The 14901-nt window shown below is 38.3% G+C and carries 13 protein-coding genes; all 13 read right to left on the bottom strand.

All coding sequences use genetic code 11. The features are described from left to right. Window positions 1–9 precede the first annotated feature (9 nt). The 13 genes from MHH95_RS10335 to bshA all read right to left on the bottom strand — a co-directional run bounded on the left by MHH95_RS10335 (window position 10) and on the right by bshA (window position 14827). Complete coding sequence (locus tag MHH95_RS10335) at window positions 10–1203, bottom strand: pyridoxal phosphate-dependent aminotransferase (protein WP_340727469.1); 1194 nt, start codon at window positions 1201–1203, stop codon at window positions 10–12. Window positions 1204–1216: 13 nt separating this feature from the next. Further along, window positions 1217–1699 (bottom strand): cell wall elongation regulator TseB-like domain-containing protein, encoded by a 483-nt coding sequence (locus MHH95_RS10330; protein ID WP_340727468.1) that lies wholly within the window; start codon window positions 1697–1699, stop codon window positions 1217–1219. Between the two features lie 97 nt (window positions 1700–1796). Next, a complete protein-coding gene (gene dinG, locus MHH95_RS10325; RefSeq protein ID WP_340727466.1) occupies window positions 1797–4583 on the bottom strand; it encodes an ATP-dependent DNA helicase DinG in 2787 nt (928 codons plus the stop codon). A gap of 563 nt (window positions 4584–5146) precedes the next feature. Beyond that, a complete protein-coding gene (locus MHH95_RS10320) occupies window positions 5147–6295 on the bottom strand; it encodes a cation:proton antiporter (protein ID WP_340727465.1) in 1149 nt (382 codons plus the stop codon). A 155-nt stretch (window positions 6296–6450) separates the two neighbouring features. Then, window positions 6451–6789, bottom strand: coding sequence for a transketolase (locus MHH95_RS10315; protein ID WP_340727464.1), 339 nt, complete (start codon window positions 6787–6789; stop codon window positions 6451–6453). Between the two features lie 116 nt (window positions 6790–6905). Then, window positions 6906–8243, bottom strand: a complete 1338-nt coding sequence (gene lpdA, locus MHH95_RS10310; RefSeq protein ID WP_340727463.1) for a dihydrolipoyl dehydrogenase — start codon at window positions 8241–8243, stop codon at window positions 6906–6908. Window positions 8244–8451: 208 nt separating this feature from the next. Beyond that, window positions 8452–9033 carry a 3D domain-containing protein gene (locus tag MHH95_RS10305; RefSeq protein ID WP_340727462.1) on the bottom strand — a complete coding sequence of 194 codons (582 nt, stop codon included), beginning with the start codon at window positions 9031–9033 and terminating at the stop codon, window positions 8452–8454. A gap of 184 nt (window positions 9034–9217) precedes the next feature. Next, window positions 9218–9601 (bottom strand): aspartate 1-decarboxylase, encoded by a 384-nt coding sequence (gene panD, locus MHH95_RS10300; RefSeq protein ID WP_340727461.1) that lies wholly within the window; start codon window positions 9599–9601, stop codon window positions 9218–9220. After that, a complete protein-coding gene (panC, locus tag MHH95_RS10295) occupies window positions 9594–10457 on the bottom strand; it encodes a pantoate--beta-alanine ligase (protein ID WP_340727460.1) in 864 nt (287 codons plus the stop codon). The genes panD and panC overlap by 8 nt, the downstream gene beginning before the upstream one ends. After that, a complete protein-coding gene (panB, locus tag MHH95_RS10290; protein WP_340727459.1) occupies window positions 10457–11293 on the bottom strand; it encodes a 3-methyl-2-oxobutanoate hydroxymethyltransferase in 837 nt (278 codons plus the stop codon). The genes panC and panB overlap by 1 nt, the downstream gene beginning before the upstream one ends. A 280-nt stretch (window positions 11294–11573) precedes the next feature. Beyond that, on the bottom strand, window positions 11574–12557 hold the full coding sequence (locus MHH95_RS10285; RefSeq protein ID WP_340727458.1) for a biotin--[acetyl-CoA-carboxylase] ligase: 984 nt from the start codon (window positions 12555–12557) through the stop codon (window positions 11574–11576). Beyond that, a complete protein-coding gene (locus tag MHH95_RS10280) occupies window positions 12535–13719 on the bottom strand; it encodes a CCA tRNA nucleotidyltransferase (protein WP_340727457.1) in 1185 nt (394 codons plus the stop codon). The genes MHH95_RS10285 and MHH95_RS10280 overlap by 23 nt, the downstream gene beginning before the upstream one ends. Further along, the gene (bshA, locus tag MHH95_RS10275) at window positions 13676–14827 is read right to left on the bottom strand and encodes an N-acetyl-alpha-D-glucosaminyl L-malate synthase BshA (RefSeq protein ID WP_340727456.1); all 1152 of its coding nucleotides are present in this window, start codon (window positions 14825–14827) and stop codon (window positions 13676–13678) included. The genes MHH95_RS10280 and bshA overlap by 44 nt, the downstream gene beginning before the upstream one ends. Window positions 14828–14901: the final 74 nt, after the last annotated feature.

Here is a 14901-nt window from a genome sequence, read left to right as displayed (position 1 = left end):
CAGCTGTTTTTAATCTTGCCACTTTGCTTTTACAAAGGCTTCGATTCGACGAACTGCTTCTTCTAATAATTCTAAAGATGTTGCGTAAGATAGACGTATTGTCGCAGGTGATCCAAAGCCTGAACCTGGAATAACTGCAACATTTGCTTCAGTCAATAGTGCCGATACAAAATCGTCCACAGATGCATAGCCTGTTTTTTCTGCTGTTTCCGAAACATCAGGTAATAAGTAAAATGCCCCTTGTGGCTTTAATACTTTTACTCCAGGAATTGCTGCTAGTTTTGGGAATATCACTTCTAAACGTGATTCAAAAGCTTGTCTCATCTCTTCTACTGGTTCTTGGGATCCGTTGTATGCTTCAATTGTTGCATATTGGGCTGTTGTCGTTGCATTTGAAGTCGAATGGGAAGCTAAGTCGGTCATCGCCTTAATAATAGACGCATCACCTGCTGCATAACCAATTCGCCAGCCTGTCATAGAGTGTGATTTTGCCACACCATTCACAACAATTGTACGTGCCTTAATGGCATCCGAAATTTGCGCAATCGAATAATGCTCTATTCCATTGTAAACAAGCTTTTCATAAATTTCATCTGAAACGATTAAAATATCTTTTTCTTCCGCTACTTTCGCAAGCTCTGCCAACTCTTCCTTCGTATAGATCATGCCAGAAGGATTTGATGGTGAGTTAATTATGACCGCTTTTGTTTTTTCTGTAATAGCATCACGCAATTGCTGTGCTGTAATTTTATAGCTTTGCTCCTGAGTTCCTTCTACATAGACAGGAACACCGCCAGCTAGCTTCACTTGTTCCGGATAGGAAACCCAATAAGGGATTGGTATGATTACTTCATCCCCTTCATTCAATATAACTTGGAACAATGTATACAGAACGTGTTTAGCACCAACACCAACAATAATCTCATTAGCTTTATATGTAAGGCTGTTGTCGCGTGCCAGTTTATCGATGATTGCCTTTTTTAATGCCGGTAAGCCTCCAGCTGGCGTATACTTTGTATAGCCTGCATCCATCGATTCTTTAGCAGCAATTAAAATATTTTCCGGTGTATTAAAGTCAGGTTCCCCCGCTCCTAAACCGATGACATCAATCCCTTGCTCTTTTAGCTCCTTCGCTTTAGCTGTAATGGCCAAAGTTGTTGATGGTGTTAAAGTTTTTACACGATTTGCTAACAATTGTTTCATGTTGCTCTCTCCTCTACAAATTCAATATGCGCTTCCACCATTGTCCGTCTTCAAACAGAAGATAAACATAATTTAAGGTGCCAGATTCACTTTTGTATGTTATTTCCCAAACTGGACCCGGCTCCTCAAATCCTAACTTCATATGAAGAATTTCTTTTGCATCTGTATCATTTTTAAAGACAGACATTGCCTGTTCTTCTGTAAGACCATCCGCTAAAAATACTTCTTGCATTGAATTCTCTTCTAAACTCATCGGGACGAATACTGCTTTTTCTTTCCCATACTCATCCACTCCAAATACAGTGACATAGGGTTTATTCCCATTGTATACATAGGAATTCTCAACAACAGCAAGTGCTTTCGTATCCAGCACAAAACTTTCCGCTTTTTCTTTAATTTCATTGAACGGGGCATTGGCTTTCCAAAATACGAACACTGTAATGACAAGTGACAACGATAAAATAAAGACAACCGAAAATAAAATCCAGTTTTTCATGACTGCACCTTGGAATTCGATTTCTTTGTTCGTACATTATATTTACTTGTACGTCGTTTAAAATTTTGTTTCATGATTGTCGACCTGCTTTCCTTCCTCATCGTTTTTCATTATACCAATTTCCCAGACTTTGTACCATACTGTGAAGTGGCAGTTTTTGTATAGAAACCGGCGGTAATGACTCGATAAATTGCTGTCCGTAAGATTTTGTTTCTATGCGGCGGTCTAAAACAATAAATACCCCTTTGTCATGGCTAGAACGTATTAATCGGCCAAATCCTTGCTTAAATCGAATAATTGCTTCCGGTAATGCCAGTTCAGTAAACGAATTACGTCCTTGCTGTGTAATATAATTTGCGCGCGCCTTAAACGAAGGGTCTTCCGGTGAAGAAAAAGGCAGTCGTACGACAATTACCGCAGCCAGTCCATCACCTGGAACATCTACACCTTCCCAAAAGCTATTTGTTCCAAATAATACGGAATGATTAAATTTTTGGAACGATTTTAATAAGCGCATCCGGCTACCTGATGTGACACCTTGAGCAAAAATCATATAATCATTCAATAATTCACTTTCATGAATAAGATCAACCGTTTTCCGCAACATGTCCTGCGACGTAAATAATACGAAACATCTTCCGTCTGTCATCCGCACAGCATTTGTCACTGCATGCGCTACTTCCTCGATATAGTCGGATTGGGAAACCGCTTGAATATCCGGCATGTCATTTACAATATATACTTCCGCCCCATCGTAGTAGGTCGAATCTGCATGCAATTTTTCTATTGTAATAGAAGGATCGATTCCGAGTTGATTTGTAATGAATCGTTCATTGCTTGGTACAGTCAATGTCCCCGATGTCCAAATAACTGCGCTTTTGCTACGAATTGGATCAAAAAGCTTCCCTATCGTTGCTGTAACGTCGATTGGCTTCTTATAAAGCTGAATGCTCCCTGGGACACTTCGTCTATCCAGCTCAAGCCAGCATGAATAATTTAAATCGTTTTGAAGAAACACTTCATCCCACTCTGACATTTTTATCATAAGTTCCCCAATAATATACTGCCATTGTTCAATTAAATACTCATGCTCAGGTGCCAACTCGTCTACTCCCGAACTAAATTGCTGTATAAGTGCACTTGCATCATCAATCCACCGTTGTACTGTTAAAGATACTTTCAAAAAGACTTCGTGCGGCAATTGCAGATCGCTGATAAATAATTCAATTTTTTGAAGCGGCTTAAACTGTCTGCTGACAACTGCCTTTACTTCACGAATTAATGCAGCCATCGCCGTATCAAATGTCTGAACCATATGGATGTATCGCTTCTCCAGCTGGTCGAGCGTTTGAATATTTAGCAACTGTTTTTTTAATGCGACACGACGAATTTTATAAAAGAGCTGTTCATCTTCATTTATTCCAATTTGTCCAAATAAATATTTCCAATTCATGTACGTAAATATTTTTTCATCTTGATTGATGGCAGCTTGAATAAATTGGTGGGCCTCATCAATAATCCAGCCACCTAAAGAATCGAAAATCTGCTCATTGCGGACTAAATCGCTTAATAGCATGGCATGATTCGTTATTATAATATCGGCTTGGCGACTATTTTGTATTGCACGAGAATAAAAGTCGTAAAGCGGCATCGTCGTTTTTGGTAATGTAGTTTTACGTATTTTATCGAGCAGAAGCTGACCGCCACCTGAAACGTTTAACTCATTTAAATCCCCTGTTACTGTTTTGGCAAGCCAAATAAGTGTTTGTAATAGCGTAAACGTTTGATCGTATGAATCATCAAGTGTTTTCAATTGCTTCTCGAATTTCTCTATATCGATATAATTGCCCATCCCTTTTAAAAGTGCAATTTTAATTGGCTGGCCAAGTGCTTGCTCCAATACGGGAATTTCATTTTGCAGAAGCTGATCTAGCAAATGCGATGTATAGGTGCTGATTCCAATTTTTCGCTTCGTTTTCTTGGCATAATAGATGGCTGGTACTAAGTAACCTAACGTTTTCCCAATACCTGTCGAAGCTTCAATGACATGCTCGGTTTTATCATTAAGCACTTTCCAAATACTATCCATCATCTGAAATTGCTGCGGACGCACTTCGAAATTGGAAATCCCCTTTAATAATAAAGCTAATTTTTCATCGGTTGATTGAGGATATTCCAACTCGTCGTCATATCCTTTTGGGGTCGGTGCCATTTTACGAATCGCAATTTTATTAAAATAAACATGCGCATCATCTGTTAACGTTTTACTACGCTTTATCACAAGCGCATCAAAAAATAGCTGTGCCAAATTTGTTTTTAAACGAAACGAGCGTTTATGCAGCTGTTCCAATGTAACTAATGGCAACGTTAAAAGTTCATGCCAGCAATACTTCAGTAAATAGGCTGTAGCAAGTGCATCATCATCAGCGCGGTGAGCACTTTGTAGAGGAATATTCAAATCACTCGCTAAATCAGCCAATTTATAGCTTAAGGACATTGGAAAAAGAATTTTCGCCAGTTCAACCGTATCGATTTTTTTCCCGTACCATTTCGGTAAGCCGGCCCGATTAAATTCTGCCTGCAAAAATGATAAGTCAAAATCCGTATTATGCGCTACAAATACAGCATCCTCCAATAGTTCATAAATATAATCCGCATGTGCTTCAAATGGTAATGCATCCTTGACATGCTCATCCGTAATATTCGTCAAATCTTGTATAAACAACGGTATCGGTTTCCCGGGATGTATAAAAGTTGAATATTTTTTTGTAATGTTCCAGTCTTGCATAATGACGATGGCAATTTGAATCATGCGATCGCCGCTTGCAGGTGAATGACCGGTCGTTTCAATGTCAACGATTGCATATTTTTGACTTTCATTCATTTTCTTCAGCTCACAGTTCAAGTAATATAAGCGCATTTTATCATATTAAAGGTAAGGAGGTCATGTAAATGGATAGAAATGCTGATGAAGCCATTACGAAGTGGAAGGTTGCGCTGCAGCTCAGAGCTTTTATAGTAACGTTTTCAAAATTCTAATATATTCTGAAATTTTCTAATAAAAATCTATTTGTTCTAAAAAAACCGTGTTTTTCTAAAATATCTGCTAACTGTTCTAATATGCGTATGTATTTTTCAAATATGTATAACAGGTTTTCAAGTATCTGCGTCTCTTATTCTAATATATCCTCAATTGTTCTAATAAATTGAAGCACCTGATGCTAAAATTGCATCTTTAACATAAAAAAACCTAGTACCGTCTCGAGGACAATACTAGGTTAATACACTATGTAAGGGTGTGCAGGGGCTCATCTCCCTGCACAATTCAAAAGTCTCCCAGCAAATCCGTGCTGTTGGTGGAGTCTTTTGTTGTGAAGACTAAATCTTCACTGAGGTTTTGGCACCTAAATAACAGATTACAATAAAATAGTGACTCATTCAACCTTTTTATTTTATGTAATGTGAACGATTGCCGAAAATCCCTTTAAGCATAGGTGGAGTTACTAATGTAGTAATAATAATGACAATTACCATTGGTGTGTAATCTTCCGCCGGTAAAAGGCCGCTTGATAAGCCCATCCCCGCAAGAATTAATGCCACTTCTCCACGTGAAATCATACCTGCTCCGATTCCTATAGAAGACCTCCAATTGAATCCTGCCAACTTCGCACCAATACCTGATCCGATAAGTTTTGATAAAATCGCCACGATTGAGAAGATAACTAAAAACCAAATATTTTCTGTAATGCCAACAAATGTTACAGATAATCCAATACTTACGAAGAAAAATGGGACAAAGATTCCACTCGCTATCGGTTCTACTTTATGTTCTACCGCCTCTTTGAATGGAGTTCGGCCAATAGCAATACCGATAAAGAATGCGCCAATAATCGTCGCTATACCAAAGTAATGCTCACCGACATAAGCTAAAGCAAAACAAGCTATAAGCGCGCCGGATAAGGTTGCTTCTGTAACACGCAATTTACTGAACGCCTTCATGAATGGTGGAATCACCCATTTCATTACTACAAACAATAAAGCGAAGAAGAATACCTTTCCACCGATTAATGCCGGAATAGAAACGTCATCCCCTACAAGGAAGCTCATCGCAATCGCTATTAGGACAACTACAATAATGTCATCTAGAACAGCAGCACCTAATAGTGCCGAACCCTCTTTACTTTTCAACCAACCAATTTCACTTAATGTTTGAACTGAAATACTTACAGATGTCGCTGCTAATGTTAAACCGATGAAAATAGCCTGCCCTTGCGTCAATCCAAAAGAGAGAGCTAAAGGATAACTCATTGCGATTGGTAAAATAACGCCACCGATCGCTACGAAAATAGCACCTTTCATATTAGCATTCAAGTCTTCTAAATCTGTTTCTAGACCAGCCAGGAACATTAATAGAATAACACCGATTTGGCTAAATGTTTGCATAACTTCACTGTCGGTTATCCATCCAAGCATAGCAGGACCAATAATAATACCGATTAAAATTTTCCCTAATACTGAAGGCTGTCCAAGACGTACTGTAAAATGTCCTGCTATTTTTGTTGCCAACAATACAATAACAATTTGAAAAATAAACATCATAATCCCCCTTTTTCAAAAAAAAAGGCATGGGGGTGCCAGATTTGACTGACTCCACCATGCCTACTTTATTTACTAGACACTATTTATTTTATAGAAAAGAAATATAAAATGCAACGGGAAAATTATAATAATCTGAAAATTATTTTAATTCACTAGAAAAAGCCTGGTAATACTTCACGTTGGAAATATTGATTTTTACGTAACCATACATTTAAAATTTGCCGATGAGTAAGAAGCTTTCTGCGTGAAACATGTCTTCTTTGCGCCTCTTGCAAGCTTTCGAGCAATATACGCGTTTCTGTTAGGCATTTACCCGGTTCGATAATAACCTGTAATGTAGGGCTAATCAGCTTATGTTGCTGAAGTAGTGCAAGTACTTTGGCAAAAATTTGCCCCATTGCAATATAGTCTTCTTCTATTTTTAAATCAATACATTGATATAATGTTTCTTCAACTTCTTTTTCTACAAGCTCCATTGGCTGTATTTCCATAGGGTCACCTCTACTAGGTTTGTCTATATCCAGTATATAAAAACTAGTGGAAATAAAAAAGAAATTGGATTTTAAGAGGAATAACAGAGATTATTTGCCCCGTTGAATACCAAAAGTTACTTTGCGTGAATCGCTTTGCCGAAAACAGATCTAGCTGCATCCCCAACATGCTCACTTACTGTCGGATGAGGGAAAATCAGTCGTGCTAAGTCTTTAACAGATCCGCCAAGTACTTTTGCCGCAAGCATAGAATTAATCATTTCAGTCGCACCATCACCTACAACACATGCACCGTAAATATCCCCTTCAGGACTCGCGACAAATTTCATAAAGCCTTGTGTATTCCCTTCCAACAGCGCTTTAGGGTTGGTCGGTAAGTACATTTTTGTCACAATTGAATCTGCTGGCGCTTCATGTTCAAGCATACCGAATGTGGCAATCTCAGGATGTGTATAGACACAACGCGGTATTTCCTGCTGATTAATTACTTTCGGATGTTTTCCTAAAATGAAGTCCACCGCATGCACGCCTTCTGCACTGGCAGAGTGTGCAAGCTGGAAGCCACCTACTAAATCCCCAATGGCAAAAATCCCCGGAATGCTAGTTTCATAATGATTATTCACTTTAATTAAACGACCATCCATTTGCATTTCCAACGCCTCAGCGATTTCAGTATTTGGACGGCGCCCTGTTGCAAATAATAAATTTTCATAAGGGAAATTTCCGATCGATGTTTGCACATAATCTGCATGTATTTCTTCAAATGTAAAATCTGTAATCAGTTCAATGTCCAGATCGCTCATTTTCTGTTTAATAATTGGTCGGGCATCCGGTTCTTCAGTTTGCAGAATATCTTTACTATGATTGAGTACAGTCACTTTAGTACCCATAGGCGCTAAAGCAAACGCCATTTCAATTGCAATAACACCACCACCGATAATGGTCAGCTGCTTTGGAAGCTCCTGAATGGAAAAGAAAGTATCCGTTGTATAGTAATTTGCAGTTTCAATTCCTTTAAACGGAGGAACAAATGGGCGACTACCCGTTGCTAAAATTACATTATTGGCCGTGAATGCATCATCTCCAACTATCACTTTCCGCTCTGCCGTTACGATTGCTTTTCCTCTAAACATCGTAATTTGCGCACTATCAATAAAAGTTTCAATATTTGATAGTAATTCTGCTACAACCTTATCTTTTCGTTGCATTAATTTCGGAAAATCGATATTAATTGTAGGAACTGTAACTCCCCAATCTGTCCCGCGTCGAATTTCCTGCACCAATTTACTATGCTCGAGCATAATTTTCGAAGGAATACAGCCTACGTTATAGCAAGCCCCCCCAACTTTATCCTTTTCGACAAGCGCTACTTTCAATCCGCTTTTTGCTGCATGAATTGCGGCAACATATCCGCCTGGTCCTGCTCCTATTACAGCTAAATCAAAGTTTTCCATTTAACCACCTCAATTTTCACATTATCATGACAATTTCTGGAATGCAACCTAGCACCATTACTCTGTATCATTAATAAGTGATTCCAGTTATTGCACACTACGAAATAGCCAATTAACGTATTTAGTCTAAACTATACTCTTACCGTTTTTTTATTCCTGAAAACAAAAAATCAGCAATTATATTTAGTAATTACTGATTGTGGGAGGTTTATTTTAATATTTTAATTTCAACTTTTTTACGACCCCAGTTAAGGGCAGTTTTTTTCGTTTTAACAAACACATCAATTTTGGATCCTTTTATCGAGCCGCCAGTATCTCCAGCAACCGCAATCCCATAGCCTTCAACCCAGACTTTTGTTCCTAGTGGGATTATTTTAGGGTCAACTGCAATTAATTTAACATCGGGATTTTTTTTAAGATTGATGCCGGATGCCGTTTTACCTGAACAGCCTTTGCAGGAAGCTGTGAAGGCACTTGCTTCAACAGTCAACGTTTTAACCACTTCAAAATCATCCAGCTTTTCCTTTTTTTCTTTCTTTTCTTTTACTTTCTTTTGATTATTTTTAATATGATCAGGTAGCTGTAGGACATAGCCTGTCACCGCTTGCTTTTTGTCTTCAAGCTCGTTTATTTCCAATAATGTATGTACAGACGTATTATAACGCTCTGCAATTTTATCTAATTCTTCCCCTTTTTTAATTGTATGTGTAGCTGCACTAATGGCATTGGAAAAGAATAAAGATGTAAAAATAATGAAGGCAAAGCTACATAATAGTCTTTTATGAAACATATTAGTCATTTCCCCCTGTATCATTTGTAATGAAACTAAATTCAGTGTACACATTTAATGTTTCAAAAATATTACAGGGACGTAATATAATAATTACAAAATTATGCCTTCAATAACTTTTTGTTACAAATGAAAAAAACTGTACTAAAAGTCAATTTGACTCTTAACACAGTTTTTTTTACTGCTACATGATCGTTGCTTCAGGTTCATAGTGGATCATTTCTTTAATTCTATTATCTTCTCCCATAATAGCTACTGTTGGATAGTGATCCGCTACTTCTTTATTGTCCACATATACGTACGAAATAATAATGACGATATCACCTTTTTGAACAAGACGTGCAGCTGCTCCATTTACACAAATGACGCCTGAACCGCGCTCACCTGCAATTATATATGTTTCAAAACGTGCACCATTATTGTTGTTTACGATATGCACCTTTTCGTTCGGTAACATCCCTACCGCATCCAAAATATCCTGATCGATTGTTATCGAACCTACATAATTTAAATCCGCCTGTGTTACTTGAGCACGATGGATTTTACTGTTCATCATCATTCTAAGCATGAATACGTTCCCCTTTTAATGAAAGAATTAAATTATCAATTAAACGTGTTTTTCCAATATAGACTGCTGCAGCTAAAAGTATTTGATCTGAGTTCTCATCTACTTCTTTCAAATCTGGATACGTTAATATGCTCAAGTAATCGATTTTACCGGCAGTATTATCTTCAATAATTTTCGTTGCTTGTGCCAATGCCTTATCTACGTCCCCTGAATCCATTAACTCAAATTTCGCTATTTGCAGCGCCTGTTGAATAACAGGTGCCTGCATTCTCTCAATCGAAGACAAATAAACATTCCGGCTTGATTTTGCTAAGCCGTCACCTTCTCGTACAACTGGAACTACACGTAATTCCACAGGGAAATTATAATCCCGGACCATTGTTTGGATAATTGCAACTTGCTGTGCATCCTTTTGCCCGAAGTAGGCACGGTCCGGCTGTACTAAATTAAAGAGCTTTGCAACAACTTGCAATACCCCATCAAAATGACTTGGCCGACTTGCACCACACAAAGTTTGTGCCTGTCGTCCGGCATGGATGTATATACCACCATCATGTGGATACATTTCCTCAACGGATGGTGCAAAAATATAATCCACACCTACTGATGCCGCTAGCTTTGTGTCACGCTCTAAATCACGCGGATATGATTCAAAATCTTCATTCGGACCAAACTGTGTTGGGTTTACAAAAATACTCATAACAACGACGTCATTTTCTTCCCGGGCATTTTTGGCTAATGTTAGATGTCCTTCATGTAAATAGCCCATTGTTGGAACGAGACCGATTGATTGCTTGCTACTTTTGGCGTTAATTACAGCTTTTCGAAGCTCAGCAATTGTCGATAGGATGATCATTATTTTACGCCTCCATAAAGCTCTATTAATTCGTCTTCTTTCATCGTGAAACTTTGCTGTAATGTAGGGAACGTTCCTGCTTTAACCGCTTGTGTGTAACTAATGATTCCACGTTCAATTTCATCGCCTACTTGTGCAAAACTTTCAACAAATTTAGGAATATGGTGATTTCCATATTGCAATAAATCATGGAATACCAATACTTGACCGTCTGCCTTAGCGCCTGCACCAATTCCAATTGTCGGTACTGTCAACTTTTCGGTTACAATCTCAGTTAGTTGGTGGGGAATACATTCAAGCACGACAGCACATGCACCTGCTTGTTCGACAAGTAATGCATCATTAATTAATTTTTCGGCCTGCTCAGAAGTCTTCCCTTGTACTTTATAGCCCCCCAGAACACCTGCAGACTGTGGTAATAAGCCTAAATGTGCAACGACCGGAATCCCGGCATCGGTTAGTTTCTTAATAACAGGAATCACATCATCCGCGCCTTCCACCTTAAGTGCATTGGCATTTGTAAGCTGCATCATCTGGACCGCAGTTTTTAATGTTTCGTTCACATCGCCATGGTAAGAGCCAAAAGGCATATCTACGACGATAAACGTATCGGGTGCCCCGCGACGAACTGCTTTACTATGATGAATCATATCGTCGACAGTCACCCGCATTGTAGATTCATAGCCTAATACAACCATACCTAATGAATCCCCAACTAAAATCATGTCGACTCCTGCTGCCTCGGAAAATTTAGCACCGGGATAATCGTATGCCGTAATCATGACAATCTTTTCACCCTGCTCCTTCATTTTTAAAAACTGAGCTGTTGTTTTCATGTTTCTCCTCCTCAAATGGAAAGAAAACAAAAAATACCCTTCTATCCATAATTAGACAGAAAGGTAGTGTCGTAAGTAAATGAAATGCATTTCATACTTTCTTTTAAATAAAGAGAATGAAATGATTCTAAATACAGCGCGAGTGTTTTCTTCCGTCTCTGTCTTGTGTAGATCAAAGCAGATAATTTTATAGTAGACTAGCAAAATAGGTACAGTTCTTAGTTGATACTGTCCTAGAGCTACTATAACAATTTTGGAAGAAAACGTACAGCATATTTAATTACAATATTTCGATATCTGCAGAGTATATACCTTTAACTTCACCGTTTGCCTGACGGATTTCAAGCACACCATTTTCAGTTATACTGATTGCCTCTCCTTCAACAACTTCCCGTAAAGTAGTTGCTTTTACTCTTTTCCCTATCGTACCGGAAGACTCTTCCCATAGTGTTTTAATGAAACCGAAGCCGTTTTTCACATACATATCACTATAGTGCTCTAAAAAATCAAGGACATTTGCAACTAGATGTACACGCTCAATCGGCTCACCTTCTTCAATTGCAATTGAAGTTGCAATCGACTGTAGAGCCTCTGGAAAATCATCCATTTGTTGATTTACATTAATTCCGATACCAATTAACAAAGCTTGTATACGATCTGCTTCTGCAACCATCTCGGTTAAAATCCCCGTCGTTTTTTTACCTTTAATTAAAATATCATTCGGCCATTTAATTTCAGGAGTAAAATTTTTAAACATAGCTTTCATGGCGTTTACAACTGCTACAGCTGTAACAAGTGTAAACTGCGGGGCTTGATGAGGGGCAATTTCAGGTCGAATGATAATCGTCATCCAGATTCCTTTCCCTTCCGATGATTCCCATTCACGCATCATGCGTCCACGTCCTGCTGTTTGATGCTCTGCAATTATAACCGTGCCATCAGGCGCACCTTCTCTTACAAGCTCATGGGCAACTAACTGTGTTGATTCTACACTTTCAAAATAATGCACCTGTCGACCATATCGGTCTGTTTTTAAAAATTGTTGTAATTGACCCATATCGACTTTATCCGGTACTGTCACAAGCTTATAACCTCTTTTTTTTACCGTTTCAAACTCATAGCCTTCTTGCTTCAATGTTTGCAGGTGTTTCCAAATAGCCGTTCTTGATACTTGAAGCTCATCTGCTAACACTTGCCCTGAAATCGGTTCTCCGTTCGCATTTAAAAAACGTTTTAATATTTCATCCTTCATCGTGAAATGCATGAAACCATTCCTTTAATTGTTGTTTATCATTTTCTACTTCTCTGTTTAAGACAGCCAAAATCGCCGCATCCAAAGTCCTTTTAATCCACGCGCCACGCTTTTTTGAAGACCACTCCATTAGATCTCTGCCGGAAAAAGCAAGTTCATTTACATGCTGTATCGGTAATGCGCTTTTTCGATAAACTAAATCATCAAAAGAAAAAGGCAGAACATTATTTTGCCATTTTGCAAATTGGCATGCAGTTTCTAAAACAGATAAATCATAGCGCAATAAATCAATCGGCGACATACCATTTAGTAAGCATCCATACGCACCTAAAACACTTTTTGTAAACAGTTTATCCTTGTTTGAACAGCGATACGCCGTAAGTAAAGAAAGGTCACTTTCATTTACTAGACAAAAGTATGCCCATCCAACTTGCCGATCTTCTGAGTCAAACCCGGTCCAACTATGATGATTGAATTTACCAGGTAAATAGTTGCTTAATGATGTATTTTCAATATACTCAATTCCCATTTGGGTATGTTTGGATGTAAAAATTTTTGAAAGCTCCACTTGAATTCGTTCGATTGAAATATATGAGATGGTAGATGCTTTTTGATGAATAGCCTGCAAAGTTTGATGTTCAATCGAGAATTGGAGCTGTGAAGCAAATCGGACAGCGCGCAGCATTCGAAGCGCGTCCTCTTCAAATCGCTGAAGTGGCTCACCGACAGCACAAATTACTTTATTATCAATATGCTGACGTCCATTATAATAATCAATATAGTCACCTGATTTGCTAAGTGCCATAGCATTCATCGTAAAATCACGACGCTTTAAATCTTCTTTTAAGTTGCGGACAAAATGAACGGCATCCGGACGGCGGTGATCGCTATAACCTGATTCAGTTCGATATGTCGTCACTTCAATCGGTTCCCCAAAATCAAGGACAAGCACAGTACCATGGGCTATCCCTACGTCTATTGTATGGGTAAAAATCGCCTGAACTTCTTCTGGTAATGCGCTTGTCGCAATATCAACATCATTATTCTCTTTTTTTAAATAATAATCGCGGACTGCCCCACCTACTATATACGCTTCAAATCCTGCCTGCTCTATCGTATTGATGACTTTCTTAGCTGCTTGCCAGTGCATTTTTTTCTTGAACCACTCTTTCATAAATTCGCTCGTATTGTTCTACCATTTTCGATTCGTGGAATTGTTCACGTACTGCCTGTAATGCTGCCAGTTTGAATGCTGCATGTTTTACTTCATCCTGCAATAATTCGACCGCATAATCAGCGACCGATTGAGTATCGCCAAGAGGAACTAAATAGCCATTCACTCCATGATTAATCACTTCCGGAATACCACCAATTGCTGTACCGATTCCAGGAACTCCACATGCCATTGCCTCTAATAGTACTAAGCCAAAAGATTCCTTCTCAGAAAGTAGTAACTTCAAATCACTAATCGCAAAAAGTTCAGTAATATTTTCCTGTTTCCCTAAAAATAAAATATCATCTTTATATGGCGATACTTTAACAAGATCGGTTACACGATGCTTTTCAGGTCCATCTCCAACTAACAGCAATTTAGCCGGCATTTTTTCTCGGATTTTCAAAAAAGAATCTACAACATCCGGTAAATTTTTTATTTTGCGGAAATTCGAAATATGAATGATTACTTTTTCATGTGGCAAAATACCAAATTGCTCTTTTAAATTTCCTGGATCTACTGGTTTAAACACATTGTCATCGACAAAATTATATATTGTTTCGATTTTCTGTTTCGTATCTATTAAGGCATATGTCTGCTGTTTTAGTGATTCAGAAACGGCGGTAACAGCATCCGAACAATCAATTCCATATTTAATTGCCTGAGCTAATGTCGAATCTTCACCTAAAACTGAAATATCCGTCCCATGAAGAGTTGTAACGATGCCAAAATTCTCACCACTCATATGTCTTGCCAAAACGGCACAAACAGCATGAGGAATTGCATAATGTACATGTAATATATCTAGTTTTTCTTCCTTAATAACATCGGCCATTTTACTTGCTAATGCAATATCGTATGGTGGGTATTGAAATACTGAGTAATTATTTACTTCAACTTCATGGAAAAAAACATTTGGATAAATTTTATTAAGCCGAAATGGTACGCTCGATGTAATAAAGTGAATTTCATGTCCCCGTTCCGCTAGCATCTTTCCAAGTTCTGTGGCGATAACACCAGAACCTCCAACTGTCGGGTAACATGTAATACCAATTTTAAGTTTTTTCATTAGTCTCCCCATCCTCTCAACAATACGATTAACTTTCGTTAGTAAATATTTTACCGCAATTATGCTTTAGCATG

Origin of the sequence: Solibacillus sp. FSL K6-4121 (assembly GCF_038002585.1) — a bacterium.
Classification (GTDB): Bacteria; Bacillota; Bacilli; order Bacillales_A; family Planococcaceae; genus Solibacillus; species Solibacillus faecavium.
Note: the sequence above shows the minus strand (reverse complement) of the source record. Positions and strands in the feature narration are given on the sequence as shown.

Bases quoted from the DNA above. Each gene is read 5' to 3' on its own strand.
- MHH95_RS10335 (WP_340727469.1), bottom strand. From the start codon at position 1,203: ATGAAACAATTGTTAGCAAATCGTGTAAAAACTTTAACACCATCAACA.
- MHH95_RS10330 (WP_340727468.1), bottom strand. From the start codon at position 1,699: ATGAAAAACTGGATTTTATTTTCGGTTGTCTTTATTTTATCGTTGTCA.
- dinG (WP_340727466.1), bottom strand. From the start codon at position 4,583: ATGAATGAAAGTCAAAAATATGCAATCGTTGACATTGAAACGACCGGT.
- MHH95_RS10320 (WP_340727465.1), bottom strand. From the start codon at position 6,295: ATGTTTATTTTTCAAATTGTTATTGTATTGTTGGCAACAAAAATAGCA.
- MHH95_RS10315 (WP_340727464.1), bottom strand. From the start codon at position 6,789: ATGGAAATACAGCCAATGGAGCTTGTAGAAAAAGAAGTTGAAGAAACA.
- lpdA (WP_340727463.1), bottom strand. From the start codon at position 8,243: ATGGAAAACTTTGATTTAGCTGTAATAGGAGCAGGACCAGGCGGATAT.
- MHH95_RS10305 (WP_340727462.1), bottom strand. From the start codon at position 9,033: ATGTTTCATAAAAGACTATTATGTAGCTTTGCCTTCATTATTTTTACA.
- panD (WP_340727461.1), bottom strand. From the start codon at position 9,601: ATGCTTAGAATGATGATGAACAGTAAAATCCATCGTGCTCAAGTAACA.
- panC (WP_340727460.1), bottom strand. From the start codon at position 10,457: ATGATCATCCTATCGACAATTGCTGAGCTTCGAAAAGCTGTAATTAAC.
- panB (WP_340727459.1), bottom strand. From the start codon at position 11,293: ATGAAAACAACAGCTCAGTTTTTAAAAATGAAGGAGCAGGGTGAAAAG.
- MHH95_RS10285 (WP_340727458.1), bottom strand. From the start codon at position 12,557: ATGCATTTCACGATGAAGGATGAAATATTAAAACGTTTTTTAAATGCG.
- MHH95_RS10280 (WP_340727457.1), bottom strand. From the start codon at position 13,719: ATGAAAGAGTGGTTCAAGAAAAAAATGCACTGGCAAGCAGCTAAGAAA.
- bshA (WP_340727456.1), bottom strand. From the start codon at position 14,827: ATGAAAAAACTTAAAATTGGTATTACATGTTACCCGACAGTTGGAGGT.